Here is a 22,919-nt window from a genome sequence, read left to right as displayed (position 1 = left end):
ACGTTCCTGCAAGGCAAACGCGATGACACCCCCAGCCACACCGATTTGATGAAGCCAAAAATCGATTCAGACCTCGGCAAACGCATGATCACCCAACGCTTCGCCACCGTCGAACCCGTGTTTGGGAACTTGCGCGGCAACAAACGCCTGCACCGCTTCACCTTGCGCAGCAAAGCCAAAGTGGACGGGCAATGGAAACTGTTTTGCCTGATGCACAACCTCGAAAAGCTGGCACATTACGGGTATGTCGCATGAAGGGGGAAATGATGCTGCCAAACACGAAAATACACACGGTATTGCCTGTATCAGGCAGCTTTCAGGTCGGTGTGGGGAGGCTGGAAGTTGGCAATGGTGAAAAAGCCCCCCAACCGTATGGGGTGTTCAAAAAAATGACTGCCCGATCTGGATAGGATGATCAGATTCGGGTTTTTCTACACCCTCGTTACGCTTGTTATTCAACACCATCCGCCTCATAACCAAGGTTCTTACCTATCGTCTTACCGAGAGTCAAGATTATGATGGCGGCAACTGTTAGACCGTCCAGCAAAGGGCAAATTGTCATACCTAAAGAGGTGCGGGACTCTTTGCACTGGGGTATAGGTGTTGAGTTGACATTGGTGACAACAGAATATGGGGTCATGCTACAGACTAAGATACCGCACAAGCGCAAACTTCCAGCAAAATCATTGCGTGGTTTCTTACAGCATACAGGCACACCCGTGCCGATAGATCAGCTTTGCAAGCCTATCGAGTATACCGAAAACATAGCGCAACGCCCCCGCCTACGCCATAATTCCCGCTTGATTCCCAGCAAGCCCACGCTATCCCATGAACGAAACCCTGTTTTACGTCGCCGCCGCCCCCTTTGAAGCCGCCTGCCGCGTCGAAAATGCCTTAGGGCAATCACCGCTTTCCGCCGGACACCCCGCCCGTCGCCTGCACGGACACAGCTTTCTCGCCAAAGTCCGCACCCTCAACACCGGGGCGAACGCTGATTTGCGCCAACAACTGGCGGATTGCGTCGCGCCACTCGACTACAACGACCTCAACCAATTCCTGCCGATGCCCACGGATGAAAACCTCGCCCGCTGGATTCGCGCCCGCCTCGCCCTGCCCAGCGTTGCTTCAGTCGGCGTGCAAAGCACCTTGCACCAAGGCGCAGACCTCGACCTTGCTGACAACGCCCACATCTGGCGACGTTTCCGCTTTGAAGCCGCGCACCGCTTGCCCAATGTCGCCCCCGGCCACCAATGCGGGCGGATGCACGGCCACGGCTTTGAAGTCATCCTGCACGCCAACCAAAACCTGCAAGCGCAAGACATGGGCGTGGACTTCGACCGTCTCGAAGCCGTCTGGCAACCGTTGCATGAGCAATTGCACCACCACTGCCTCAACGACATTCCCGGTCTGGAAAACCCCACCAGTGAAATGCTCGCCGCATGGCTGTGGGAACGCCTCAAGCCCGAACTCGACGCGCTCTCATGGGTCAGTGTGTACGAAACCGTCACCGCAGGCTGCCACTACGACGGGCAACATTACCGCATCTGGAAAGACCAACGCTTTGAAAGTGCCCTGACGCTGACCCGTGCCGCCCCCAATGACAGCGTGCGCCGCCTGCACGGGCACAGCTACCTGCTGCGCCTGCACCTCACCGCCGCGCTCGACACCGTGATGGGCTGGACAGTCGATTACGGTGACGTAAAGTCGCAATTCAAGCCGATTTACCAACAGCTCGACCACCACAACCTCAACGAATTGCCGGGGCTAGACGAACCCGACGCCGCCAGCATTGCCCGCTGGATACGCAGCCAAGCCGAACCTGGCTTGCCACAACTTGACCGCATCGACCTGTACGAAACGCCGGGCTGCGGCGTAGTGCTCTCATGGGGCGAACACGAACCGGGGTTGCCTGTATGACCTATTCCGTCAAAGAAATCTTCTACACCCTGCAAGGCGAAGGCTTCCACGCCGGTCGCCCTGCCCTGTTCTGCCGTTTTGCAGGCTGCAATTTATGGTCAGGTTTGGAAGCAGACCGCACCAAAGCCGTCTGCCATTTCTGCGACACCGATTTCGTCGGGGTGGATGGCATCAACGGCGGCAAATTCCGCACCGCGCAAGCCTTGGTGGAAGTCATCACCCGCGAATGGTGGATCGGCGTGAAACAGGATATGAATCGCTTCATCGTCTTCACCGGCGGCGAACCCTTGCTGCAACTGGATAAAGCCCTGATCGACGCATTACACAAAGAAAACTTCGAGATTGCGGTAGAAACCAACGGCACCAAACCCGCCCCCGCAGGCATCGACTGGCTATGCGTCAGCCCCAAAGCCGACAGCGAATTAGTGCTCACACATGGCAATGAACTGAAACTAGTGTACCCGCAGCCCTTGGCTATGCCCGAACGCTTTGCAGGGCTGGATTTCCAGCATTTCTACCTGCAAGCGTTGGATGGGGCAGAACAGGCAAAAAATACCAAAGCGGCGATTGCCTATTGTATGCAACACCCGCAGTGGAAGCTGAGTGTGCAAACCCATAAATTGCTGGGGATTCCGTAAGTATCCCCTACCTCAAGGCACCGGCGTGCCAAGTGATGTGTTCGCCGATAAAGGTGGCGATGAAATGGTAGCTGTGGTCATAGCCTTCCTGCATCCGCAATGACAAGGGCTGTTCGGCTTGTAGGCAGGCTGCTTGAAAAGCTTCTGGTAACAACTGCCCAGCCGCGAGAAACTCATCCGCAGTCCCTTGGTCAATCAGGATTTCGGGCATGGAAGCCCCCGACTGTACCAAGCAGGTGGCATCATACGCTGCCCACTGTGCAGTATTGCCGCCCAAATAGGCCGTAAAACACCCCTTACCCCACTCACCCTTGAGCGGATGACAAATCGGTGAGAATGCTGATACCGAACGGTAAGCGCCGGGATTTTTCAGCGCCGCAATCAAAGCACCATGCCCCCCCATCGAATGCCCGCTGATGGATTTCACCCCCGGTAGCAGCGGCAAATTCATTTCCACCAAATGCGGCAGTTCCTCCACCACGTAATCGTACATGCGGAAATGCTCATCCCACGGCGGCCGGATAGCATTGACGTAAAACCCCGCGCCCTGCCCCAGATCGTAACGTTCCGGCACATCTGGCACGCCTTCACCACGCGGGCTAGTGTCAGGAATAATCAGCGCGATACCCTGCTCGGCGGCGTAACGTTGCGCCCCGGCCTTGACACGAAAATTATCATCAGTACAGGTCAACCCCGACAGCCAGTACAAGGCAGGCACACTGCCATGCGCTGCCTGTGGCGGCAAATACACCGAAAAAGTCATCGGGCAATGGCAAGCCACCGAATAATGAGTATAGCGGTTAAGATAGCCGCCAAACTCCTTGATGCTTTCAATCAGCGTCATGCGCCCCCCTTTAGAAAATGATGACGGAACGGATGCTTTCGCCGCTGTGCATCAAGTCAAATGCACGGTTGATGTCGTCCAGTGGCATGGTGTGCGTGACCATGCTATCCAGCTCGATTTCGCCGCTCAGGTAACGCTCAACGTAGCCCGGCAACTCGGTACGACCTTTCACGCCGCCAAACGCTGAGCCTTTCCAAGTACGCCCGACCACCAGATTGAACGGGCGAGTGGCAATTTCCTGACCAGCACCTGCTACACCAATCACGGTGGAAACACCCCAGCCCATGTGGGTGCATTCCAGCGCATCACGCATCACGTGAACGTTACCGATGCACTCGAAGGAATAGTCGACTCCGCCATTGGTAATTTCTTTGATGTATTCGCTGATGGAACCGTTGATGTTTTTAGGGTTGATAAAATCAGTTGCACCCAGCGCTTTCGCCATTTCCCATTTGCTGGGATTAATGTCGATAGCAAGAATACGCCCAGCTTTTGCCATCACCGCGCCCTGAATGCACGATAAACCGATGCCACCTAAACCGAAAACGGCAACCGTGGAACCCGGTTCAACTTTGGCCGTATTCAGCACCGCACCAATCCCCGTGGTCACGCCACAACCAAGCAAACAAACCTTGTCCAGCGGCGCGGCAGGGTTAATTTTCGCCAAGGCAATTTCCGGCACGACCGTGTATTCCGAGAAGGTGGAACAGCCCATGTAGTGATAAATCGGCTTACCGTTACAGCTAAAGCGGCGTGTATTATCAGGCATGTAACCTGTCCATACCGTGGAGGCGATGGATTGGCACAGGTTGGTTTTGGGGGAATGGCAGTATTCGCATTCGCCACATTCGGGAATATACAGCGGGATAACGTGATCGCCGGGCTTGAGGTTTTTCACGCCGGGGCCACATTCCTCGACGATACAACCGCCTTCATGACCGAGGACACAAGGAAACGCGCCTTCTGGGTCATCGCCTGAGAGGGTGAACGCATCAGTATGGCAAACACCGGAAGCGACTACCCGTAGCAACACCTCGCCTTCACGCGGTTTTTCGACTTCGATCTCTTCAATCACTAACGGTTTTTTAGGTTCCCACGCGACGGCTGCACGGCATTTCATACAAATAACTCCTCTGTGTCATATTGATCTGTCAATAAAAATAGAATGAATGTTCATTTCTGTCAATTGCTATTTACTGGGGTATTAGCTAGGCTTGACCTTATGCCGTATTTGAGAAAATGTGTGTCCAGCCCCGAACCCATTGACTGCCGTATTCTGGCCGCAGCGCTGGATCTGTTTGTGGAAAATGGCTACCACAACGTCTCCATCCACGAAATACAAAAGCGGGCGCAAGTCAGCATCGGCTCGATTTACAACCACTTCGGCGGCAAGGAAGGCGTGGCACAAGCGCTTTACAAACACATTTTCAATGAAATCGATGAGTTGGTGGATGCGGTCATACTGGAATACCCAACCCCCTGGCAGCAATGCGAAGCCATTATCAATCAATTATTTGGCTATACGGAAACCCACCGCAATATCATCGCGTTTGCCTTCCACGCAAAACACACCGAATTCATCCCACAACAGCCGCTGGCCTGTCATTCCGCCCCCTTCATCAAGGTTCGCCAGATTGTGCAGCAAGGCATCACTACGGGTGATTTTGGCGCACTTGACCCGTGGGTAGTGACCGCCAGCCTGTTTGGCGGAGCTATCCGTATGATCCAGTTACGGCTGGACGGCATGATCGAACGCCCACTGCCCGAATACGCCCCGCAATTATTGCAAACCATCCGCACAGGCATCCTGACATGACTGAACCGAACACTTTTCAGCTCCACACCGACTACCAGCCCGCTGGCGATCAGCCGGAAGCGATCCGTTCACTCGTCAATGGCCTGCATGATGGCTTGTTACACCAAACCTTGCTGGGCGTTACCGGGTCGGGCAAAACCTTCACGATGGCAAACATCATCCAGCAAACCCAGCGCCCGGCAATTATTCTGGTACACAATAAAACGCTGGCGGCACAACTTTACGGCGAGATGAAGGAATTTTTTCCGAATAATTCGGTGGAATATTTCGTTTCCTACTTCGATTACTACCAGCCAGAAGCCTATGTGCCGTCCAAAGACGTGTACATCGAAAAAGATTCCGCCATTAACGACCACATCGAACAGATGCGCCTTTCTGCCACCCGCAACCTGTTCGAGCGCAAAGATGTCATCATTATCGCCACCGTTTCGTCGATTTACGGCCTCGGCGACCCCGAATCGTATTTGAAAATGCTGCTGATTCTGGTGCGTGGCGACCGCATCGACCAGCGCACCCTGTTACGCCGACTCGCGGAAATGCAATACAGCCGCAACGACCTTGACCTGCAACGCGGCACATTTCGGGTACGTGGCGAAATCATCGACATCCACCCAGCGGAATCCGACAAGGAAGCCATCCGCATCGAACTGTTCGATGACGAAATCGAAAACCTCAGCTATTTCGACCCACTGACCGGCGAAGTGCTACGCCGTGTGCTGCGCCTCACGGTTTACCCGAAAACGCACTATGTCACCCCGCGAGAGGTGTTGTTGGCTGCCATCGACTACATCAAGGCCGAACTCAAGGAACGCCTCACCGTCTTGCGCGAAAACGACCGGCTGGTGGAAGCACAACGTCTCGAACAGCGCACCCAGTACGACATCGAAATGATCGTCGAAACCGGCTACTGTTCCGGCATCGAAAACTATTCGCGCTACCTGTCGAAACGCCCGGCAGGGGAACCACCACCCTGTTTATTCGACTACTTACCGCGCAATGCCATCGTGTTCATCGACGAAGCGCACGTCACCATTCCGCAATTCGGCGGCATGTACAAAGGCGATTATTCCCGCAAAAGCACACTGGTGGATTACGGTTTCCGCCTGCCCTCGGCACTCGACAACCGCCCGCTGCGCTTTGACGAATTTGAGAAACTGATTCCGCAAGCTATCCACGTTTCCGCCACGCCCGGCACCTATGAGCTGGAGCATTCCGACAATATCGCCGAACAGGTGGTGCGCCCGACCGGGTTAGTTGACCCGCTAGTCGAAGTACGCCCTATCCTCTCGCAAGTCGACAACGTGATGTCCGAAATCAGCGAACGTGCCCAGCGCAATGAGCGCGTGCTGGTCACCACGCTGACCAAACGCATGGCGGAAGACCTCACCGATTACCTGATGGAACACAATATCAAGGTACGTTACCTGCATTCTGACATCGACACCGTGGAACGCGTTGAAATCATCCGCGACCTGCGCAAGGGCGAATTCGATGCCCTAGTTGGCATTAACTTGCTACGGGAAGGGCTTGATATACCAGAAGTGTCATTGGTAGCGATTCTGGATGCTGACAAGGAAGGTTTCCTGCGTTCTGAGCGCTCCCTGATACAGACTATCGGGCGGGCAGCACGCAATGCAGAAGGCAAAGCGATTCTCTACGCCGACAAGATCACCGATTCCATGCGCAAAGCAATGGACGAAACCAGCCGTCGCCGCACCAAGCAGCTTGCCCACAATGAACAACACGGCATTACCCCGCAAACCATCCGCAAGCGCATTGCCGACGTGATGGAAGGCGCTTACGCCAATGCCAGCAAGGGCAAAGGGAAAACACGTGGGGAAAAGAAAGTTGCCGAGGAAGCGGCAGAATACCGCAGCCTAACGCCCGACCAGGCGCTCAAGCAAATCAAGAAGCTGGAAGAAAAGATGTTCCAGCACGCCAAGAATCTGGAATTTGAACAGGCCGCCTCAGTCCGCGATCAGCTTGCCCACCTCCGCGCCCGTGTGTTCGGCCTAGAGTAAAGCGGGAGGGGTTTCTTTCTCGAACTCAGCTTTCAGCGTGGTGTAATGCTGTGCAAACATCAGTTCAAGCTCTTCAATCACCACCGGGGCTGACTTGCCGTGAATCACATGCGCTGTCATGAGGCTGGAGGTTTCATTGAGTAAACGTTCACGCGGAACCATTGGATAAGTCGCTGTCAGACGTTTAATCGCCTTGACCACACTTTCCTGTTCGGGGCGCGGAATGTTTTCGGGGGTGGGGAATTCAGTCATGGGTTCAGCATCAAGCGTCGGCGAGCCTGCCAAAAACTCAGCAAAGCGCATCAGGGTTGCCTGATCTTGTGAACTCATGTCGCGGTATAGCTTGCGAAGACGCTTTTCTTCGGCAGAGCCGTTGGATTGTGGCATACCGGGTAACATGGGAAATATCCTGTGTGATGCAAATAATCCGGGGTACAGCAACATGAGCTGTACCCGCAGCGGATTTTATTTCTGCTTTTTGAGGTTTTCGCAATAGCTGCGGGCAAACTCCAGCAGTTCTTCCATCGCACGGACTTTGAACTTTTGGCGCTGGCGCACGAAAGAGAAGTCACGGGTCAGGGGTGGATCTAATGGAATAGCAACCAATGAGCCAAGGCGTAACTCTTTACCGATACTGGCACTAGAAACGATGGAGACACCCATACCAGCTTCAACGGCACCTTTAACAGCTTCTGGGCTACCCAGTTCCAAACAGGCATTCATTGCATGTTTGTCCATACCCAGCGCGTACAAATAGTCCAAGACCACTTCACGTGTACCTGAGCCTTCTTCACGGCAGATAAAAGGGTATTCCAGTACGTCTTTCATTTTAATGGCTGACTTGCTTGCCAACGCATGGGTAGGCGGCACAATCAATACCAATTCATCCTGACGGCAAACTTCCACCAGCAGGTTTTTATTGTTGACCATGCCCTCGACAACACCCAAATCAATGACGTTGTTTTCTACCATGGACACAATGCCCTCAGTGTTGGACACGCGCAGGCGCAGTCTAACATCAGGGTTTTTGGAGTTAAATTCACCTAAAAGGGACGGCAACATGTATTCGGAAATGGTAGTACTCGCGCCAATAGTTAAAGAACCACTGATGTCGTTAGTCATTTCACGGATGGCATTTTCCATCTCGCTGTATTGCTCGAAAATACGCTCGGAATACTCGAAAGTGATCTTCCCAGCTTCTGTGAGGGAAACGCGGTTATGCGTCCGGTCAAACAGACGGGTATCAAACTGGTCTTCCAACTGACGGATCTGGAATGTGACCGCCGGTTGCGTCATATGCAGCACTTCTGCTGCCTTGGTGAAGCTCAATAAGCGAGCCACCGCATGAAAGACCTGTAATCTTCTATCAGCCATATGATTACCTATTCTCCTATTACCAGTCCTAGCAAACCCCACAGGGAACCCATCCTTGCCATCCCTGTTCCGGCAATCCATTCCCGGATATTTACTACTGATCAATGATTAAAAAAATATATCTAAAAACCCACTAATTTTCACCAGAGGAATTTGTTATAGATAGCATAGAACAATTTTCGCATTATGGTTAATGATATGTTCAGCTTCGTGAATAATACGTGAGTAATATGATGGGAGGTAGAGCACGGGGCGATAAACGGCATGCCTCTATTTATTAATCACGCTGACTCTCTTTTTCCTCTGCTACTAGCGGTTTCTGGTTTCCTGGGATACGTGGATCGTCATCATCCATCAAGATACGGTGCGCTGGCCCCTCTAAATCATCATATTGCCCGCTTTTGACTGTGTAGATGAAAGCTATCACCACTACAACCATCACACCCAACGCAATAGGAATCAACAGGTACAAGGCATCCATTATGTTATATCCCGACCAAATCAGACATTATAGACCCAAATAGTTAATTTTTCAGACGCAATGCATTCAGCACAACAACCAAAGAACTAGCTGACATACCGATAGCCGCCATCCAGGGTGCAATTAGTCCGGTAGCCGCCAAAGGAATAGCGATCAAATTATAGACTATAGTCCAGAGAAAGTTTTGTTTGATAATGATTTGCATCCGCCGAGCAGTACGGATAGCAAAAGGCAGTTGCTGCAAGTTTTCTGACAACAGCACCATGTCAGCGCTGGCTTGTGCCAATTGCGAACCACTCCCCATCGCAATGGATACCTGCGCCCCCGCCAGCACAGGCGCATCATTCACGCCATCACCCACCATCGCGACGACCTTGCCCTGCGCCTGTAAATCGCGTAAATGCGCCAGTTTATCATCAGGCAGTTGGCCACCAAGCGCATGAGTAATGCCTAATTGCTTCGCCACGGTGGCCACCACATGCGGTGAATCACCACTTAACAAGGTCACTTCCACACCCAAGGCTTGCAACATAGTGACCATTTCAGCCGCTTCAGCACGCAACTGATCTGCGAGGCTGATGACAGCCAACCAGCCATCCTCCGACCCCAGAAAGACCTGTGAATACCCCGCAGAAGGTAAAATACCGGGCGGTACATCACTCCCGGTCAGTTCGCGCACGAATGCTAATGTCCCTATCCGGTAAGATTTTTGCTGATAGACACCTTTCACACCGCGCCCTGATTCTGAACTCAGGTCACTGCAACGCAACGGGCTAGCACTCAAACGCATAATGGCATGAGCAACCGGATGTTCCGAGGCCGTTTCCAGCCCCGCCGCCACCTGCTCGCAGAAATCTTTCGGCATTGCACCCAACACCTGAATATCCACGACTTCCAGATGACCGTGCGACAGGGTTCCCGTCTTATCAAAAATAATGTGGTTAATGCGTGCCAGTGTTTCCAGCGCATGGCCTCGGGTGGTCAACACCCCTTTGGAAGTCAACAAGCCTGTTGCTGCCGTCAACGCGGCGGGCGTAGCTAACGAAAATGCACACGGGCATGTCACCACCAATACGGACAGCGCAATCCAGAAGGCTTGCGAAGGCTCATGCTGATACCACCACGCAAAAACGCTCACTGCAATCACTAAAATAATCGGCACAAAGCGTGAGGCCACTTTTTCTGCTAACCGTGCCAGCTCGGGTTTCTCGGCCTGCGCCCGCTCCAGCAAACGGATGATGGCAGCCAACACAGTGCTGTCGCCGACTTTTTCCACCTGCATGGTTAGCGGGCTTTCAATATTTAACGTACCGCCTACTAGGGAATCACCCTGCTGTTTGTGACAAGGCAAGCTTTCGCCCGTCAGCAGGGATTCGTTGGTACTGCTCATGCCTTCAAGCACCGTGCCATCCGCCGGAACCACTTCACCCGGCTTAACCAGCAGGTGGTCACCCAGCTCAAGCTGGCTGACGGGAACCACTTCCTGTTCACCCTCACGCAAGCGCGTCGCCGTGGCGGGCATCAGCCGCACCAACTCTTCGGCTACCTGTCCAGCCTTGTGACGCGCAGCCATTTCCAGATAGCGTCCAGTCAGCAAGAAAAAGGTGAACATGCTTACTGAATCAAAATAAACTTCACCACTACCCGTCAGGGTCGCCCACACACTAGCACTAAAGGCAATCCCAATCGCCAGCGACACCGGTACATCCATGCCGAAGCGCCCGCGCCGCAGATCCCGCCAGGCAGAGCTAAAAAAGACCCGCGCCGAGTAAAACACCACCGGCGTGGTCATGATCAAACTGATCCAGCGCAGGAAATCACGCATTCCGGTCTCCATGTCAGAAACCGCACCGACGTACATCGATACCGCAATCATCATCACCTGCATCATCCCCAAACCCGCCACAGCAATACGCCGCAGGGCTGCGGATTTTTCCTTTTTTTGCAGGGATTCAAGGCGACCGGGGTCAAACGGGTGGGCGTGATAACCAATTTCTGAAATGGCCTGCAACACCGTACTGAGCAGCAGGCGTTCATTGTCCCATTTCAGGGTAGCGCGATGGGTGGAATAATTGATGCGAAAATCCAGCACCCCGTCGAGTTGCTTGACGTGGTGCTCATTCAGCCAGACACAAGCGGCACAAACAATGCCCTCAAGAATCAGCGAGGCCTCACAGATATTGCCGCCGGTGTCACGTACAAACGACTTTTGCAACTCTGGGGCATCGTATACCTGTAACTGGCGCAAGGCTTCCGGCACTAAGTCATCCGGCTTGTCGCCGATTTCGGTGCGGAAGCGGTAATAATCCGTCAGATTATTATCGACGATGGCCATTGCCACTGCTTGGCAACCGGTACAGCACATCTCATGGGTATACCCATCAATACTGACAGGATAAAGCGCTCCTACCGGAACGGGTTGCCCACAATGAAAGCACCCGCCCGCCGCCACCTGAAAAGCACTTTCAGTCATGTAGACTCACTGCTGCTCTCCGACCCACGTTTCCCCTTTGATCTCATGCACTTCATCACCACGCTGGATAGAAATGACCATTGACCATGCACCGTGGACAGGCAAGCTAACCATCTGGCCATAAAAACCTGGCTCAGATTCTAGTAATTCAAGGTTAACATCCAATGCTTTGTTAGAAGGTCTCAAAAATGAGACCTGGACTTTGCCACTACTCACCGGCTGCCCAGCTTTATCCGTGACATGAAGACGGAATTGTGTAGGCTTATCAGGTTGGGGCTTTTCCATCCATCCATCGACGACTTGCCAGCCACGCTCCCGCTGGGTTTTCAGTTGTCCGATATAATTGTTGTACTGCGTATATTTTTTCTGGTAGTCATTCGCAACCGTACCGGGGAATGCCGAGACTACATTTTGCACGCCCTCGCGATGAGGCTCAGGCAAAAACTTACGAATGAAATTTGCACTCGCGCCACTATTTGCCAAGGTAATAATCGTCGAATCCACGATGACCAGAATCATGAAAAAACCGATAATAATACCTGGCCCCCAATGAAAACGGCCTTGCTCATCTGTAGTACCACGTCGATTTCCCACAATAACGCCCGGCAAAACCGCTGCCATAGTAAAAAACGAGAAATGAATCGCAAATACATCCAAACCCGCCCAATACAACGTTGCTAACGGGATATAGAGAGCCTGCACCACTAAAAAAGTGAGCAAAGATGACAGTTTAGCGGGACGTTTCAGTACCTTGTAGAACAGAATAAACAGGGCAAGTGACACAAGGACACCTACCCCAAGAGTGAATGCAATATTTTGATTTTCCATGCAACCTTACGGGGTCATAAAGTGTGAAGGGATAATAACCGGCTCAGTCACCTTGCCTTCCAACGGCGTCAGCCTGAACTGGAATTCACGGTTTCCACCAGCATCACCGGGCTGCTTAGTATAACGGATTTTTGCCAGCACCCGCATAGTCGAATCCGGTTTAAGGCTCAAGTCACTGATCTGTAAATCCATTTCAGCACCCGGCAAACCTTCCATTGTCAATGAATAACGTGCTGCTTCCATGGTTTTGTTGTTGATTTTGACTTCGTAGCTGTTCTGAATACGCCCATCTGACAGGGTAACGTACAGCGGACTACGAATTTGTACCGCCGTCACTTCCAGCAATTTGCTGCTAGCAATGCTCCACACCAGATAAATCGTCGCCAACAAGGTTGCCAAACCATAGCCAACCGTGCGTAATTTAAGTACTTTGGTCTTCTTCCCTTCCAGCCCATGCTCAGAAGTGTAACGAATCAGGCCGCGCTTCCAGCCTTGCTTATCCATGATGTTGTCACAAGCATCAATACACAGAGCACAGTGGATACAGCCAATCTGTAAGCCGTTACGGATATCGATTCCTGTTGGGCAAACCTGCACACACAAGCCACAGTCGACACAATCGCCATGGCCTTTTTCCTGACGATTTTGCTGATCACGCATCTCTTTCACCGGCTTAATCCGCCCGGTTGAGCCTTCACCACGATTCATGTCATACGACACAATCATGGTGTCTTGATCGAACATAACACTCTGAAAACGTGAGTAAGGGCACATGTGCAAACACACGTATTCCTTCGCCCAACCTGCGGTCAGATACGTGGTAGTCATCAAGATAATGACCGTGCCGTATAACGCTGCCGGAGCGCTGCCCATGAAAAATTGCCCGGTCAGCGTGAACGCATCGCCCCAGTACAAGGCAAAGCTCAAACCCGTCCACATCGCCAACAGCAGCCACAAGCCGTGCGTCAGACCGATCTTGCGAATTTTCTCGACATTCCACGGCTGCTTCTCCAGACGCAAACGTGCTACCCGATCCCCTTGAATGAAACGCTCAATCCAGCGGAAGGCATCCGTCCACAGGGTTTGGAAGCAGAAATAGCCGCAGAACACCCGCCCAAACAGCGTCGTTACAAAAAACAGCAATACCGCCGCAAGGAACAATAAGGCCGTGAGCCAGAAAATATCCTGCGCGTGCATCACCAAATCAAACATGTAATAACGCCGACCGGGAATATCAAACAGGATAGCCTGATCTGGCCCGACCGCCCGCTCCCAGCGAACCCACGGCAGCAGGAAAAATACTGCATAGGCCATCACCAGAATGGCTGTTTTGATATTACGGAAACGGCCTTCCACCGAACGTGGCTGGAGGGAAGACTTGGGCTGGATGACTTGTTCAGTACTCATAATGTTGCAATATCCAATCGTGCGCTATGCCGGACGGGGTAAAAAGACTGCATCATACCCGACCCAGCACACATTACCTTGAGCAGAATCAAGTTAAGACCGTATTTCACTAATTTCTAATAAAGATAGTCCGCATGACCCATATAAGAGCGCAAGGCTTCCGGGATACGGATACGCCCATCCGCTTCCTGATAATTTTCCAGCACTGCCACCAACGTACGCCCGACCGCCAGCCCAGAACCGTTCAGGGTATGCAGCAATTCCGGCTTGCCGGTTTCCGGGTTACGGAAACGTGCCATCATGCGCCGCGCTTGAAAATCGCCGAAGCTGGAACAGGATGAAATCTCACGGTATTTTTGCTGACCTGGCAACCACACTTCAATATCGTAGGTTTTTGTTGAGGAAAATCCAGTATCCCCCGCACACAACACGATCACCCGATAAGGCAAGCCGAGCTTTTGCAAAATGGCTTCAGCGTGCCCGGTGAGGGTTTCCAGCGTTTGCATGGAGTCTTCCGGGCGCACCAGTTGCACCATTTCCACCTTCTCAAACTGGTGCTGGCGGATCAGGCCACGGGTATCCTTGCCGTAAGAACCCGCTTCGGAACGGAAACACGGGGTGTGGCAAGCGTATTTCACCGGCAAATCAGCCGCATCGGTAATGGTGTCACGCGCCAGATTGGTGACAGGCACTTCCGCCGTCGGTATCAGGTAATAGCCCTGCTCGCCTTCCAACTTGAACAAGTCTTCGGCAAATTTGGGTAATTGCCCGGTGCCGCGCAAGCTGTCGGCATTCACCATGTAAGGCACGTAGGCTTCGGTATAACCGTGTTCCAGCGTGTGAGTATCCAGCATTAACTGGATCAGCGCCCGGTGCATCCGCGCCATTGCGCCGCGCATCACCACGAAACGTGAGCCGGTCAGTTTCGCGCCTGCGTCAAAATCCATCCAGCCATTCGGCAGACCGAGGTCAACGTGGTCTTTTGGCTCGAAAGCAAACGCAGCGGGTTCACCCCAGCGGCGGATTTCCACATTGGCGTTTTCATCCCTACCATCCGGCACGGAAGCGTCCAGCAGGTTGGGGATGCCCATGACAATAGCATCAAGTTCGGTTTGCAGGCGAGCAAGTTCCTGCTCTTTTTCCTTGAGGGTGTCACCCATATTGGCGACTTCTGCCAGCAAAGGCTGGATGTCTTCGCCCTTGGCTTTGGCTTGACCGATCGCCTTGGAACGTGAGTTACGCTCGTTTTGCAGGTTTTGGGTTTCAATCTGAAGCGCTTTGCGGCGCTCTTCCACGCTGCTGATGGTGTCGACATCCAGTTTGAAGCCGCGCCGCGCCAATTGCGTGGCGATTTCATCCAGTTCTGATCGTAAGCGTTTTGGGTCTAACATAATTCTTGTTCCATGACGGTATTCGGAATGGGCGCTATCTTAACCCAGACACGCTATTTTTTCTTACGGTTTTGACGCTTGGCTATTTTTGGGACAGCATAGTCCTGCGCTCCGCAAGGCATCAAGTGACCTACTACGTTTCAAACACCCGCCCCTCACTATTTTTCCAAGCGTTGCACCATGTTTCTAGCGGTGATAATGCGTGTGCTGATATAGGATTCCAAAACCAACAAGTCGCTTTTATCACCAGTTACCAAATAATGAGCAGAGGCTACTTCCGCCGTTGCCAACAGATAATCATCATCAGGATCAGGTGACAACTCCACACGAGGCAATGGATCGCACATGATGGCAAGACGACGAATATCATTCACCATACGTCCGATTTCAATGGGCTTAAGGCGATCCTGAAAAAACGGGCGGCGCGAAACCCTGTTTAGCTCTTCTAGCTGCCGCTCGGTAGAAGCCAGCTCGAAACGCCCTTGCCGCCACGCCTCGTAGAGGTAGTCCGGCGGCGTCCCACGCACCATTAAGGCAGATAGCAGGATATTGGTATCTAATATCAAGCGCATTAGTGTTGAGCCGTCTGTTTACGACGTTCGGCACGGACTTCGCGTACCGCTTCATCAATCATCGCCTCCAACAGATCGGCAGACATATCTTGATTACGCTCTTTGACTGCCTGCACAGTGCGATCAAGCATCCGCCAGCGCACCGCATCTTCGACAAATTTTGATAAATCGCCCTTCTTCATGCCTTGCGCACCCAAAAAGCCGCGCAGAGAAAGGTCGGTTTCAGAGGAAACGGAAATTGTCCAACGGATTGCATCAGCCATAAGTAGCCTCCTATATGGATAAGCGGATAAACATCTATCCGTCAAGATTAGCACTGGAGATACGGCATACTCAAGCGAGAATATCGGTATATACCTTACTCCCTAAACCAACCGCGCCACCGACACCCCTGCCCACACTGCCAGCACGCAAACCCCAACATTCAGCAACGCATTTAACCCCGCCCCCAACAACCTGCCTTGCTGAATCAGATCAAACGTATCCAAAGAAAACGTGGAAAATGTGGTAAATGCACCCAAAACCCCCACAATTAATCCCCGTGCCAACACCGAATTCAGCAACTCACGTTCCATAAAATACAACGTTAAAAAGCCAATAAAAAATGAGCCAAAAACGTTCACAACCAGCGTCCCGTAAGGGAATCCACGCCCTAACCACTGGTACACACCATTCGCCACCAGGAAACGTAACAACGCACCGATTGCACCACCTAATAAAATTCCACCTATCTGATACATGCCAATTCCTTCGTAATTCAGCTAAAATTAATTTTTTGTTGGAAGTACGCTACAGTACCCACTCCCTAGTACAAGGTCATAATAGTTCGTGAAAACCAGTGCAGCCCCACACAACCTGTTATTCCAGCAGCTAGCTGACATTTTGCCACAGGATGCTATCCTGACCGCAAAAGAAGACTTGCACCCCTATGAGTGCGACGGCCTGACTGCGTACCGCCATTTGCCCCTAGCAGTGGTATTACCCACTACCACCGAACAGGTGCAATTGATTGTCAAAACCTGTTCACGCCTGAAAATACCGGTGGTCGCACGCGGCGCAGGCACTGGCCTATCCGGGGGTGCATTGCCACACGAAGGCGGTATTGTCTTGAGCCTTGCCCGCTTCAAGCAGATCATGGAAATCGACACCGTGAACCTGCACGCCCGCGTCCAACCCGGTGTACGCAACCTTGCCATCAGCCAAGCGGTCGACCACCTCGGCCTGTTTTACGCCCCCGACCCTTCCTCACAAATTGCCTGCTCGATTGGCGGCAATGTTGCGGAAAACTCCGGCGGGGTGCATTGCCTCAAATACGGCCTGACCGTTCACAATATCCTTGAAATCAAGGTTGTCACCATTGACGGTGAATTGCTAATCATTGGTAACGACCGGCTGGATACCCCCGGTTACGACTTGTTAGCACTGATGACCGGCTCGGAAGGTATGTTGGGTATTGTCGTCGAAGTGCTGGTCAAACTGACCGTCAAACCCGAAACCGTGCAAGTGTTGATGGCAGATTTCGCCATGGTTAACGACGCAGGCGATGCCGTCGCCGCCATTATCAGTAAAGGCATTATCCCCGCCGGGCTAGAAATGATGGATAACCCCGCGCTACGTGCGGCTGAAGATTTCATCCACGCAGGCTACCCGATAGACGCCAATGCTATTTTATTGTGTGAGCTAGACGGCACTGAAGACGAAGTAAGCGAACAAGTCGCCAGAGTCAGTGCCATCCTAAAAGAATACCGTGCAGGCACTATCCACATTGCCAAAACTGCCGCCGAGCGTGCCCGTTTATGGGCAGGGCGCAAAGCTGCTTTCCCTGCGGTGGGACGCATTTCCCCCGACTATTACTGCATGGATGGCACCATTCCACGCAAGCATCTAGCCCATGTCCTTCAAAAGATTAATGATTTCTCCCAAACCTATGCACTGGGTGTAGCCAACGTCTTCCATGCTGGTGACGGTAACCTGCACCCTCTGATCCTCTACGATGCCAACCGCCCCGGTGAACTCGAAAAAGCCGAGCGTTTCGGTGCGGATATTCTGGCATTATGTGTTAAAGTCGGTGGCTCTATAACGGGTGAACACGGCGTCGGGCATGAAAAACTAGACTCTATGTGTGTGCAATTTGGCGAGGCAGAGCTGGAAGTTTTTCACGCAGTCAAACGTGCCTTCGACCCTGACGAACTACTAAACCCCGGAAAAGCTGTTCCCACGTTGCACCGTTGCGCAGAACTAGGTGCAATGCACGTCCATCACGGGCAGCTTTCCCACCCTGAACTGCCAAGATTTTGATTCGGGCCTGATATGATCGCAGATAACGATATAACCTCGACATTGCAAGAAAAAGTCGTAGCGGCGATTGCTGACCAACAACCACTGAATATCATGGGTGGAGGCAGCAAAGCTTTCTATGGCAATACGACAACCGGCATACCTGTACAGGTCGCGCCGCATACTGGCATTATTGCCTACGAACCGTCAGAATTGTGCATTACTGCTCGTGCTGGCACTCGCCTACAGGACATCGAAGCACTACTCGCAGCCAATGGCCAGATGTTGGCCTTTGAGCCGCCCTGCTTCAGCCCTGACTCGACCATTGGTGGGGTTGTTGCTTCTGGCTTAGCTGGCCCAGCACGACCTTGGTCAGGCTCTGTACGTGACCATGTGTTGGGTGTCAAGCTGATAACAGGCTATGGCAAAGTCGCCAGCTTTGGCGGACAAGTCATGAAGAATGTGGCGGGTTACGACATTTCACGACTGATCACTGGCTCAATGGGTACACTTGGTCTAATTTTAGAGGTTTCTCTAAAAGTTATGCCGCGTCCAGCCACTGAGCTAACCCTGACACTCGACCTACCCAGTCAGGAAGCCTTTGAGCTAGTGACGACCATGCGCAACTCTACCCTCCCCTTGAGTGCGACTTGCTATTTTGATGGGTGCTTATACCTACGACTTAGTGGTGTAGCTAGCCATGTGGTTGCCTCACACCGCAAGATTGGGGGTGAACCACTCAACAACCCAGACCAGTTCTGGGAAGCCTTGCGCAATCAAACCCATGAATTCTTCCAGCAATACGATCGCCCCTTATGGCGTCTATCATTTCCCTCTTCTGCTAATGTTATTAGTCGCTTAGAAGGAAATTCTCTGATCGAATGGGGTGGTTCACAGCGCTGGGTATACACCAATATCCCAGTTAACCTGATACGCAATATTGCGCACAAAGGCGAAGGCCATGCCACGGTTTATCGTGGTAGCCTGCCGGGTGTAAACCCTTTCCACCCTTTGCAACCTAATATGCTCAGCGTCCAACAACGCCTCAAACAGGCAATGGATCCACACAGCATTTTCAACATCGGCCGCATGTATAAGGATTGGTAATGCAAACCCAGATACTCACCGCACTACGCCAAACCCATGAAGGTAAAGTCGCCGAAGACATCCTTCGCCGCTGCGTGCATTGCGGATTTTGCAATGCCACTTGCCCCACTTACCAGCTATTGGGTGATGAAAACGACGGCCCACGCGGACGTATCTACCTCATTAAACAACTGATGGAAGGCCAGCTGGAAAATACCCCGGATAGCGGGCGTAAAACCTTGCAGCACCTTGACCGTTGCCTACTCTGCCGCAGCTGTGAAACCACCTGCCCATCCGGGGTAGAATACGGCAAACTGCTAGACATCGGGCGCCACATTGCTGAGAAACATGTCGGGCGCGACCGGGCGGACAAAACCCTACGAAAACGCTTGCGCACTTACCTGCCTAAAAGTGACCTCTTTAGTATCGGCCTAAGCTTGGGGCGCACGTTTAAACCCTTATTACCAGAAAAGCTGGCAAAAAAAATCACCGCGCCGCGCCCCGCTGGACACTGGCCAAAAGCACGTCATGACCGCTGGATATTGGTGCTGGATGGTTGTGTGCAACCCGCCCTCTCCCCCGATATTAATGCGGCAGCCGCACGGGTATTCGACAAGCTAGGAATCAGCTTGGTCACAGCCCCCAAAGCAGGCTGCTGCGGCGCAGTTAGCCAACACTTGGGTGCTCCAGAAGATGCGCTCGACTATATGCGCCGTAACATCGATGCATGGTGGCCGTACCTTTCACGCAAAGAGGGTGCGGTAGAAGCTATTCTCACCACCGCCAGCGGCTGCGGGGTTATGATCAAGGAATATGCTCACCACTTACGCCATGACCCTGAATACGCCATCAAAGCAGAACGCATTTCGCACTTATGTAAAGATATTGCCGAAGTAATCGCCAAAGAAAATTACCAGCAGCTTGCGCCAAATAAGGCAACTCGTATTGCATGGCATCCACCTTGCACGCTCCAGCATGGCCAAAAAATCCGGGGTGTAGTAGAAAATATTTTACTGGATTGTGGTTTCGTATTACTGCCAGTCGCTGATGAGCATTTATGCTGTGGCTCGGCGGGTACTTATTCCATCCTACAACCCGAATTATCCCAGCAACTACGTAGCAACAAACTGGCAAACCTGACCCAACATCAGCCGGAAGCGATTGTGACCGCCAATATCGGTTGCCAAACACACCTACAAGAAGGCTCTGACCTGCCAGTTATGCATTGGATTCATTTATTAGATCAAACGAACATCTAGAATCTATTCTATACTCTCAAAAATCATCGGATAGGTAGTTACCGCAGAGAGTTGGTAGGGTGATGTTCAGCAATCGAGCATCACTGGAAAGGGGAAGCCCCGTGCAATGCGGGGCTTTTTATTGCGTAAAATGGCTTGTGTTAGCCGCTTCCATAAGGAAAAAAGTTGCCAATGCTAAATCAGCCGGGCGGGTAATTTTGATGTTGCGTGCATCACCCTCGACCAATATGGGGTGCAGACCAAACTGTTCCAACGCAGAAGCCTCATCCGTCACGGACAAACCCATCTGCAAAGCATGTGTCAAAGCATCCTGTAATACCCCAAGCCTTGCCATTTGTGGGGTGAGCGCGTGCCACAAGCCGTTACGCTCTTCGGTGTGGGCAATACGCTGGGTATCTAACTGGGCGCGTTTCATGGTATCACGTACTGGCACGGCCAGAATCGCACCGGCTGTTTCCTCCATACCTTCTGCCAACAGTTTGTCGACATCCGGGCGGCTCAAGCACGGACGGGCAGCATCATGCACCAGCACGCTCGTGTCAGCATTCACCTGCAAAGTATTGGCTAAATAATCCAGCGCATTCAGCACCGAATCGGCACGTTCACGCCCACCGGGAGCGGTATAAACATTCTCCCACTCACTGAGCGTAGTTGCAGTGAGTTCCGCCCAATACGGGTCACCCTCACTAATGGCGACTACAATACCCACCACAGCCGGGTGCTCCAGAAAACAGGCGAGAGTATGTTCAATCACTGTTTTGCCGACCAATGGCAGGTATTGCTTGGGGCGGTCAGCTTGCATCCGTGCCCCTACGCCAGCCGCCGGTATCACTACCCAGCACTTATTCAACATGTGGACTGGCCTTAACTTCTGCACCCGGAGCGGCTACTTGTTGATCAGTACGCAAAATCACCTGATAGAAGGTTTCTCCTTGTCGCACCATACCAAGCTCACTGCGAGCGTGCTCTTCAACGGCTTCGTCATCTTTGGATAAACCAGCCACATCCATTTGCAAACGGCGCTTTATTTCAGCCTGTTCATCATTAGCGGTATTTTGCTGATCAATTTTCTGCTCCAGACTGCGCATATCAGGGTAACTGCCTGCGCCTACCCATAAGCGCATAAACAGTCCGAAAGCCAGTACTCCTAGCACTATAGATACGATGCGTGTCATGTTCATATGGTGGTCTTTCAGAAATAAATATGGCGGGACAAGCCCGCCATAAGAGGATAGCAGATTTAAACCGAAAGGTTAGCCCAACTGTTTAAATGCTGATTTTCCAGCATAAATGCCGTTGCTGCCCAATTGCTCAGCGATACGCAGCAACTGGTTGTACTTGGCAATCCGGTCAGAGCGTGACAGTGAACCTGTCTTGATCTGGCAAGCATTGGTCGCAACCGCGATATCCGCAATCGTGGTGTCTTCGGTTTCACCGGAACGGTGAGAAATCACGGAAGTATAACCAGCCTTGTGTGCCATACCAATCGCTTCCAAGGTCTCGGTCAGCGTACCAATCTGGTTAACCTTGATCAGGATCGAGTTGGCAATGCCCTTGTCGATGCCTTCTTGCAAGATTTTGGTATTGGTGACGAACAGGTCATCACCCACGATTTGCACGCGGTTGCCGAGCACCTTGGTGAAATGCGCCCAACCCGCCCAGTCGCCTTCCGCCATTGCATCTTCAATGGTCAGGATCGGGTACTGGTTAACCCAGTTTTCGAGGTAAGCGGTGAATTCTTCAGCGCTGAATTGCTTACCTTCGGATTCCAGATCGTACTTACCGTTTTTGTAGAACTCGGAACTGGCAACGTCCAGACCCAGCCAGATGTCTTGGCCTGCTTTGAAACCGGCCTTGTCAATCGCTTCCAGAATGACTTCGATGGCCTGTTCGTTGGAAGACAGATCCGGTGCGAAACCACCTTCGTCGCCGACCGCTGTGTTCATGCCACGCTTTTTCAGCACGGACTTGAGATTGTGGAATACTTCCGCACCGTAACGTACTGCTTCTGCCATGCTGGTCGCACCGACGGGCAGAATCATGAATTCCTGCATGTCCACGCTGTTGTCAGCGTGTGCACCACCGTTGATGATGTTCATCATTGGCACGGGCAACTTGTAAGAATCGGCTTTGCCGAGGTATTGGTACAGTGGCTGCCCCTGCTCGTTAGCCGCTGCGTGTGCAGCCGCCATGGAAACAGCCAGCAGCGCATTGGCACCCAGACGGCCTTTGTTTTCAGTGCCATCTAATGCAATCATGGCGCGGTCAAGGCCACCCTGATCGGCCACATCCATACCTGCAACGGCTTTAGCAATTTCACCGTTGACGTTGGCAACAGCCGTTTGTACGCCCTTACCCATGTAACGCGCACCACCATCGCGCAATTCAATCGCTTCACGCGAGCCAGTGGATGCACCGGAAGGCACAGCAGCGCGACCCATCACACCACTGCTGAGGATAACATCCGCTTCTACGGTGGGGTTGCCACGGGAATCAATGATTTCACGCGCCCGTACTGATTTAATTTCAGACATG

At 52.5% G+C, this 22,919-nt stretch carries 24 protein-coding genes; 9 read left to right on the top strand and 15 right to left on the bottom strand.

The window, feature by feature from the left end; translation table 11 throughout:
* The 4 genes from Q394_RS0104570 to queE form a co-directional block, all read left to right on the top strand.
* On the top strand, positions 1 to 255 hold a 255-nt coding region (locus Q394_RS0104570; protein WP_051542770.1), incomplete at its 5' end, for a transposase.
* Between the two features lie 260 nt (positions 256 to 515).
* On the top strand, positions 516 to 869 hold the full coding sequence (locus tag Q394_RS21860; protein WP_156946735.1) for an AbrB/MazE/SpoVT family DNA-binding domain-containing protein: 354 nt from the start codon (positions 516 to 518) through the stop codon (positions 867 to 869).
* Positions 829 to 1,917, top strand: a complete 1,089-nt coding sequence (locus Q394_RS0104560) for a 6-carboxytetrahydropterin synthase (RefSeq protein WP_028488233.1) — start codon at positions 829 to 831, stop codon at positions 1,915 to 1,917. Before Q394_RS21860 ends, Q394_RS0104560 begins: the two co-directional genes overlap by 41 nt.
* Positions 1,914 to 2,555 (top strand): 7-carboxy-7-deazaguanine synthase, encoded by a 642-nt coding sequence (gene queE / locus Q394_RS0104555; RefSeq protein WP_028488232.1) that lies wholly within the window; start codon positions 1,914 to 1,916, stop codon positions 2,553 to 2,555. The genes Q394_RS0104560 and queE overlap by 4 nt, the downstream gene beginning before the upstream one ends.
* A 7-nt stretch (positions 2,556 to 2,562) precedes the next feature.
* Here queE and fghA read toward each other — a convergent pair whose 3' ends face one another.
* Both fghA and Q394_RS0104545 read right to left on the bottom strand, forming a co-directional pair.
* Entirely contained in the window at positions 2,563 to 3,399 is an 837-nt protein-coding gene (gene fghA / locus Q394_RS0104550; RefSeq protein ID WP_028488231.1) for an S-formylglutathione hydrolase, read from the bottom strand.
* A 10-nt stretch (positions 3,400 to 3,409) separates the two neighbouring features.
* On the bottom strand, positions 3,410 to 4,519 hold the full coding sequence (locus tag Q394_RS0104545) for an S-(hydroxymethyl)glutathione dehydrogenase/class III alcohol dehydrogenase (RefSeq protein ID WP_028488230.1): 1,110 nt from the start codon (positions 4,517 to 4,519) through the stop codon (positions 3,410 to 3,412).
* Positions 4,520 to 4,642: 123 nt separating this feature from the next.
* On the opposite strand from Q394_RS0104545, the gene Q394_RS0104540 reads away from it, so the two are divergent.
* Positions 4,643 to 5,215: a TetR/AcrR family transcriptional regulator gene (locus Q394_RS0104540; RefSeq protein ID WP_245606729.1), complete on the top strand. Its 573-nt coding sequence runs from the start codon at positions 4,643 to 4,645 to the stop codon at positions 5,213 to 5,215.
* A complete protein-coding gene (gene uvrB / locus Q394_RS0104535) occupies positions 5,212 to 7,236 on the top strand; it encodes an excinuclease ABC subunit UvrB (RefSeq protein ID WP_028488228.1) in 2,025 nt (674 codons plus the stop codon). Before Q394_RS0104540 ends, uvrB begins: the two co-directional genes overlap by 4 nt.
* Here uvrB and Q394_RS0104530 read toward each other — a convergent pair.
* From Q394_RS0104530 to crcB, 10 genes are all read right to left on the bottom strand, one after another.
* Positions 7,228 to 7,635: a hypothetical protein gene (locus Q394_RS0104530; protein ID WP_028488227.1), complete on the bottom strand. Its 408-nt coding sequence runs from the start codon at positions 7,633 to 7,635 to the stop codon at positions 7,228 to 7,230. The genes uvrB and Q394_RS0104530 overlap by 9 nt on opposite strands.
* A 66-nt stretch (positions 7,636 to 7,701) precedes the next feature.
* Positions 7,702 to 8,610: a selenium metabolism-associated LysR family transcriptional regulator gene (locus Q394_RS0104525; protein ID WP_028488226.1), complete on the bottom strand. Its 909-nt coding sequence runs from the start codon at positions 8,608 to 8,610 to the stop codon at positions 7,702 to 7,704.
* Positions 8,611 to 8,887: 277 nt separating this feature from the next.
* A complete protein-coding gene (gene ccoS / locus Q394_RS19125; RefSeq protein WP_051542767.1) occupies positions 8,888 to 9,091 on the bottom strand; it encodes a cbb3-type cytochrome oxidase assembly protein CcoS in 204 nt (67 codons plus the stop codon).
* Positions 9,092 to 9,134: 43 nt separating this feature from the next.
* Positions 9,135 to 11,564, bottom strand: coding sequence for a heavy metal translocating P-type ATPase (locus Q394_RS0104515; protein WP_038140486.1), 2,430 nt, complete (start codon positions 11,562 to 11,564; stop codon positions 9,135 to 9,137).
* A gap of 6 nt (positions 11,565 to 11,570) precedes the next feature.
* Complete coding sequence (locus Q394_RS0104510; protein ID WP_028488224.1) at positions 11,571 to 12,392, bottom strand: FixH family protein; 822 nt, start codon at positions 12,390 to 12,392, stop codon at positions 11,571 to 11,573.
* 6 nt (positions 12,393 to 12,398) lie between these two features.
* Positions 12,399 to 13,799, bottom strand: coding sequence for a cytochrome c oxidase accessory protein CcoG (gene ccoG / locus Q394_RS0104505; protein WP_028488223.1), 1,401 nt, complete (start codon positions 13,797 to 13,799; stop codon positions 12,399 to 12,401).
* 116 nt (positions 13,800 to 13,915) lie between these two features.
* The gene (gene serS / locus Q394_RS0104500) at positions 13,916 to 15,190 is read right to left on the bottom strand and encodes a serine--tRNA ligase (protein WP_028488222.1); all 1,275 of its coding nucleotides are present in this window, start codon (positions 15,188 to 15,190) and stop codon (positions 13,916 to 13,918) included.
* Positions 15,191 to 15,348: 158 nt separating this feature from the next.
* Positions 15,349 to 15,762, bottom strand: a complete 414-nt coding sequence (locus tag Q394_RS0104495) for a putative toxin-antitoxin system toxin component, PIN family (protein ID WP_028488221.1) — start codon at positions 15,760 to 15,762, stop codon at positions 15,349 to 15,351.
* Positions 15,762 to 16,025 (bottom strand): ribbon-helix-helix domain-containing protein, encoded by a 264-nt coding sequence (locus Q394_RS0104490; RefSeq protein ID WP_028488220.1) that lies wholly within the window; start codon positions 16,023 to 16,025, stop codon positions 15,762 to 15,764. The genes Q394_RS0104495 and Q394_RS0104490 overlap by 1 nt, the downstream gene beginning before the upstream one ends.
* Positions 16,026 to 16,127: 102 nt before the next feature.
* Positions 16,128 to 16,502, bottom strand: a complete 375-nt coding sequence (crcB, locus tag Q394_RS0104485; RefSeq protein ID WP_028488219.1) for a fluoride efflux transporter CrcB — start codon at positions 16,500 to 16,502, stop codon at positions 16,128 to 16,130.
* A gap of 88 nt (positions 16,503 to 16,590) precedes the next feature.
* Here crcB and Q394_RS0104480 point away from each other — a divergent pair, with 88 nt between their 5' ends.
* Genes Q394_RS0104480 through glcF form a run of 3 tightly spaced genes read left to right on the top strand, consistent with a single transcriptional unit; the run spans position 16,591 to position 20,384 of the window.
* The gene (locus tag Q394_RS0104480; RefSeq protein WP_028488218.1) at positions 16,591 to 18,060 is read left to right on the top strand and encodes an FAD-linked oxidase C-terminal domain-containing protein; all 1,470 of its coding nucleotides are present in this window, start codon (positions 16,591 to 16,593) and stop codon (positions 18,058 to 18,060) included.
* Positions 18,061 to 18,072: 12 nt separating this feature from the next.
* Positions 18,073 to 19,146 carry a glycolate oxidase subunit GlcE gene (gene glcE / locus Q394_RS0104475; protein ID WP_028488217.1) on the top strand — a complete coding sequence of 358 codons (1,074 nt, stop codon included), beginning with the start codon at positions 18,073 to 18,075 and terminating at the stop codon, positions 19,144 to 19,146.
* A complete protein-coding gene (glcF, locus tag Q394_RS0104470) occupies positions 19,146 to 20,384 on the top strand; it encodes a glycolate oxidase subunit GlcF (RefSeq protein ID WP_028488216.1) in 1,239 nt (412 codons plus the stop codon). The genes glcE and glcF overlap by 1 nt, the downstream gene beginning before the upstream one ends.
* Before the next feature lie 118 nt (positions 20,385 to 20,502).
* On the opposite strand, the gene ispD is transcribed toward glcF, so the two are convergent.
* From ispD to eno, 3 genes are all read right to left on the bottom strand, one after another.
* Complete coding sequence (gene ispD, locus Q394_RS0104465) at positions 20,503 to 21,237, bottom strand: 2-C-methyl-D-erythritol 4-phosphate cytidylyltransferase (protein WP_028488215.1); 735 nt, start codon at positions 21,235 to 21,237, stop codon at positions 20,503 to 20,505.
* Positions 21,227 to 21,559: an FtsB family cell division protein gene (locus Q394_RS19120; protein ID WP_169735876.1), complete on the bottom strand. Its 333-nt coding sequence runs from the start codon at positions 21,557 to 21,559 to the stop codon at positions 21,227 to 21,229. Before Q394_RS19120 ends, ispD begins: the two co-directional genes overlap by 11 nt.
* 78 nt (positions 21,560 to 21,637) lie before the next feature.
* The gene (gene eno, locus Q394_RS0104455; protein WP_028488214.1) at positions 21,638 to 22,918 is read right to left on the bottom strand and encodes a phosphopyruvate hydratase; all 1,281 of its coding nucleotides are present in this window, start codon (positions 22,916 to 22,918) and stop codon (positions 21,638 to 21,640) included.
* Position 22,919 lies beyond the last annotated feature (1 nt).

Origin of the sequence: Thiothrix lacustris DSM 21227 (assembly GCF_000621325.1) — a bacterium.
GTDB lineage: Bacteria > Pseudomonadota > Gammaproteobacteria > Thiotrichales > Thiotrichaceae > Thiothrix > Thiothrix lacustris.
The sequence above is the reverse complement of the archived record's forward strand: the minus strand, read 5'-3'. Positions and strand labels throughout refer to the sequence as shown.

Excerpts from the sequence above, each read along its gene's own strand:
- ccoS (WP_051542767.1), bottom strand. The coding sequence starts at position 9,091 with ATGGATGCCTTGTACCTGTTGATTCCTATTGCGTTGGGTGTGATGGTT.
- crcB (WP_028488219.1), bottom strand. The coding sequence starts at position 16,502 with ATGTATCAGATAGGTGGAATTTTATTAGGTGGTGCAATCGGTGCGTTG.
- Q394_RS0104525 (WP_028488226.1), bottom strand. The coding sequence starts at position 8,610 with ATGGCTGATAGAAGATTACAGGTCTTTCATGCGGTGGCTCGCTTATTG.
- uvrB (WP_028488228.1), top strand. The coding sequence starts at position 5,212 with ATGACTGAACCGAACACTTTTCAGCTCCACACCGACTACCAGCCCGCT.
- Q394_RS0104530 (WP_028488227.1), bottom strand. The coding sequence starts at position 7,635 with ATGTTACCCGGTATGCCACAATCCAACGGCTCTGCCGAAGAAAAGCGT.
- Q394_RS21860 (WP_156946735.1), top strand. The coding sequence starts at position 516 with ATGATGGCGGCAACTGTTAGACCGTCCAGCAAAGGGCAAATTGTCATA.
- Q394_RS0104495 (WP_028488221.1), bottom strand. The coding sequence starts at position 15,762 with ATGCGCTTGATATTAGATACCAATATCCTGCTATCTGCCTTAATGGTG.
- Q394_RS0104510 (WP_028488224.1), bottom strand. The coding sequence starts at position 12,392 with ATGGAAAATCAAAATATTGCATTCACTCTTGGGGTAGGTGTCCTTGTG.
- eno (WP_028488214.1), bottom strand. The coding sequence starts at position 22,918 with ATGTCTGAAATTAAATCAGTACGGGCGCGTGAAATCATTGATTCCCGT.
- ccoG (WP_028488223.1), bottom strand. The coding sequence starts at position 13,799 with ATGAGTACTGAACAAGTCATCCAGCCCAAGTCTTCCCTCCAGCCACGT.
- Q394_RS19120 (WP_169735876.1), bottom strand. The coding sequence starts at position 21,559 with ATGACACGCATCGTATCTATAGTGCTAGGAGTACTGGCTTTCGGACTG.
- ispD (WP_028488215.1), bottom strand. The coding sequence starts at position 21,237 with ATGTTGAATAAGTGCTGGGTAGTGATACCGGCGGCTGGCGTAGGGGCA.
- glcE (WP_028488217.1), top strand. The coding sequence starts at position 18,073 with ATGATCGCAGATAACGATATAACCTCGACATTGCAAGAAAAAGTCGTA.
- Q394_RS0104490 (WP_028488220.1), bottom strand. The coding sequence starts at position 16,025 with ATGGCTGATGCAATCCGTTGGACAATTTCCGTTTCCTCTGAAACCGAC.
- Q394_RS0104515 (WP_038140486.1), bottom strand. The coding sequence starts at position 11,564 with ATGACTGAAAGTGCTTTTCAGGTGGCGGCGGGCGGGTGCTTTCATTGT.
- glcF (WP_028488216.1), top strand. The coding sequence starts at position 19,146 with ATGCAAACCCAGATACTCACCGCACTACGCCAAACCCATGAAGGTAAA.
- serS (WP_028488222.1), bottom strand. The coding sequence starts at position 15,190 with ATGTTAGACCCAAAACGCTTACGATCAGAACTGGATGAAATCGCCACG.
- queE (WP_028488232.1), top strand. The coding sequence starts at position 1,914 with ATGACCTATTCCGTCAAAGAAATCTTCTACACCCTGCAAGGCGAAGGC.
- Q394_RS0104545 (WP_028488230.1), bottom strand. The coding sequence starts at position 4,519 with ATGAAATGCCGTGCAGCCGTCGCGTGGGAACCTAAAAAACCGTTAGTG.
- fghA (WP_028488231.1), bottom strand. The coding sequence starts at position 3,399 with ATGACGCTGATTGAAAGCATCAAGGAGTTTGGCGGCTATCTTAACCGC.
- Q394_RS0104560 (WP_028488233.1), top strand. The coding sequence starts at position 829 with ATGAACGAAACCCTGTTTTACGTCGCCGCCGCCCCCTTTGAAGCCGCC.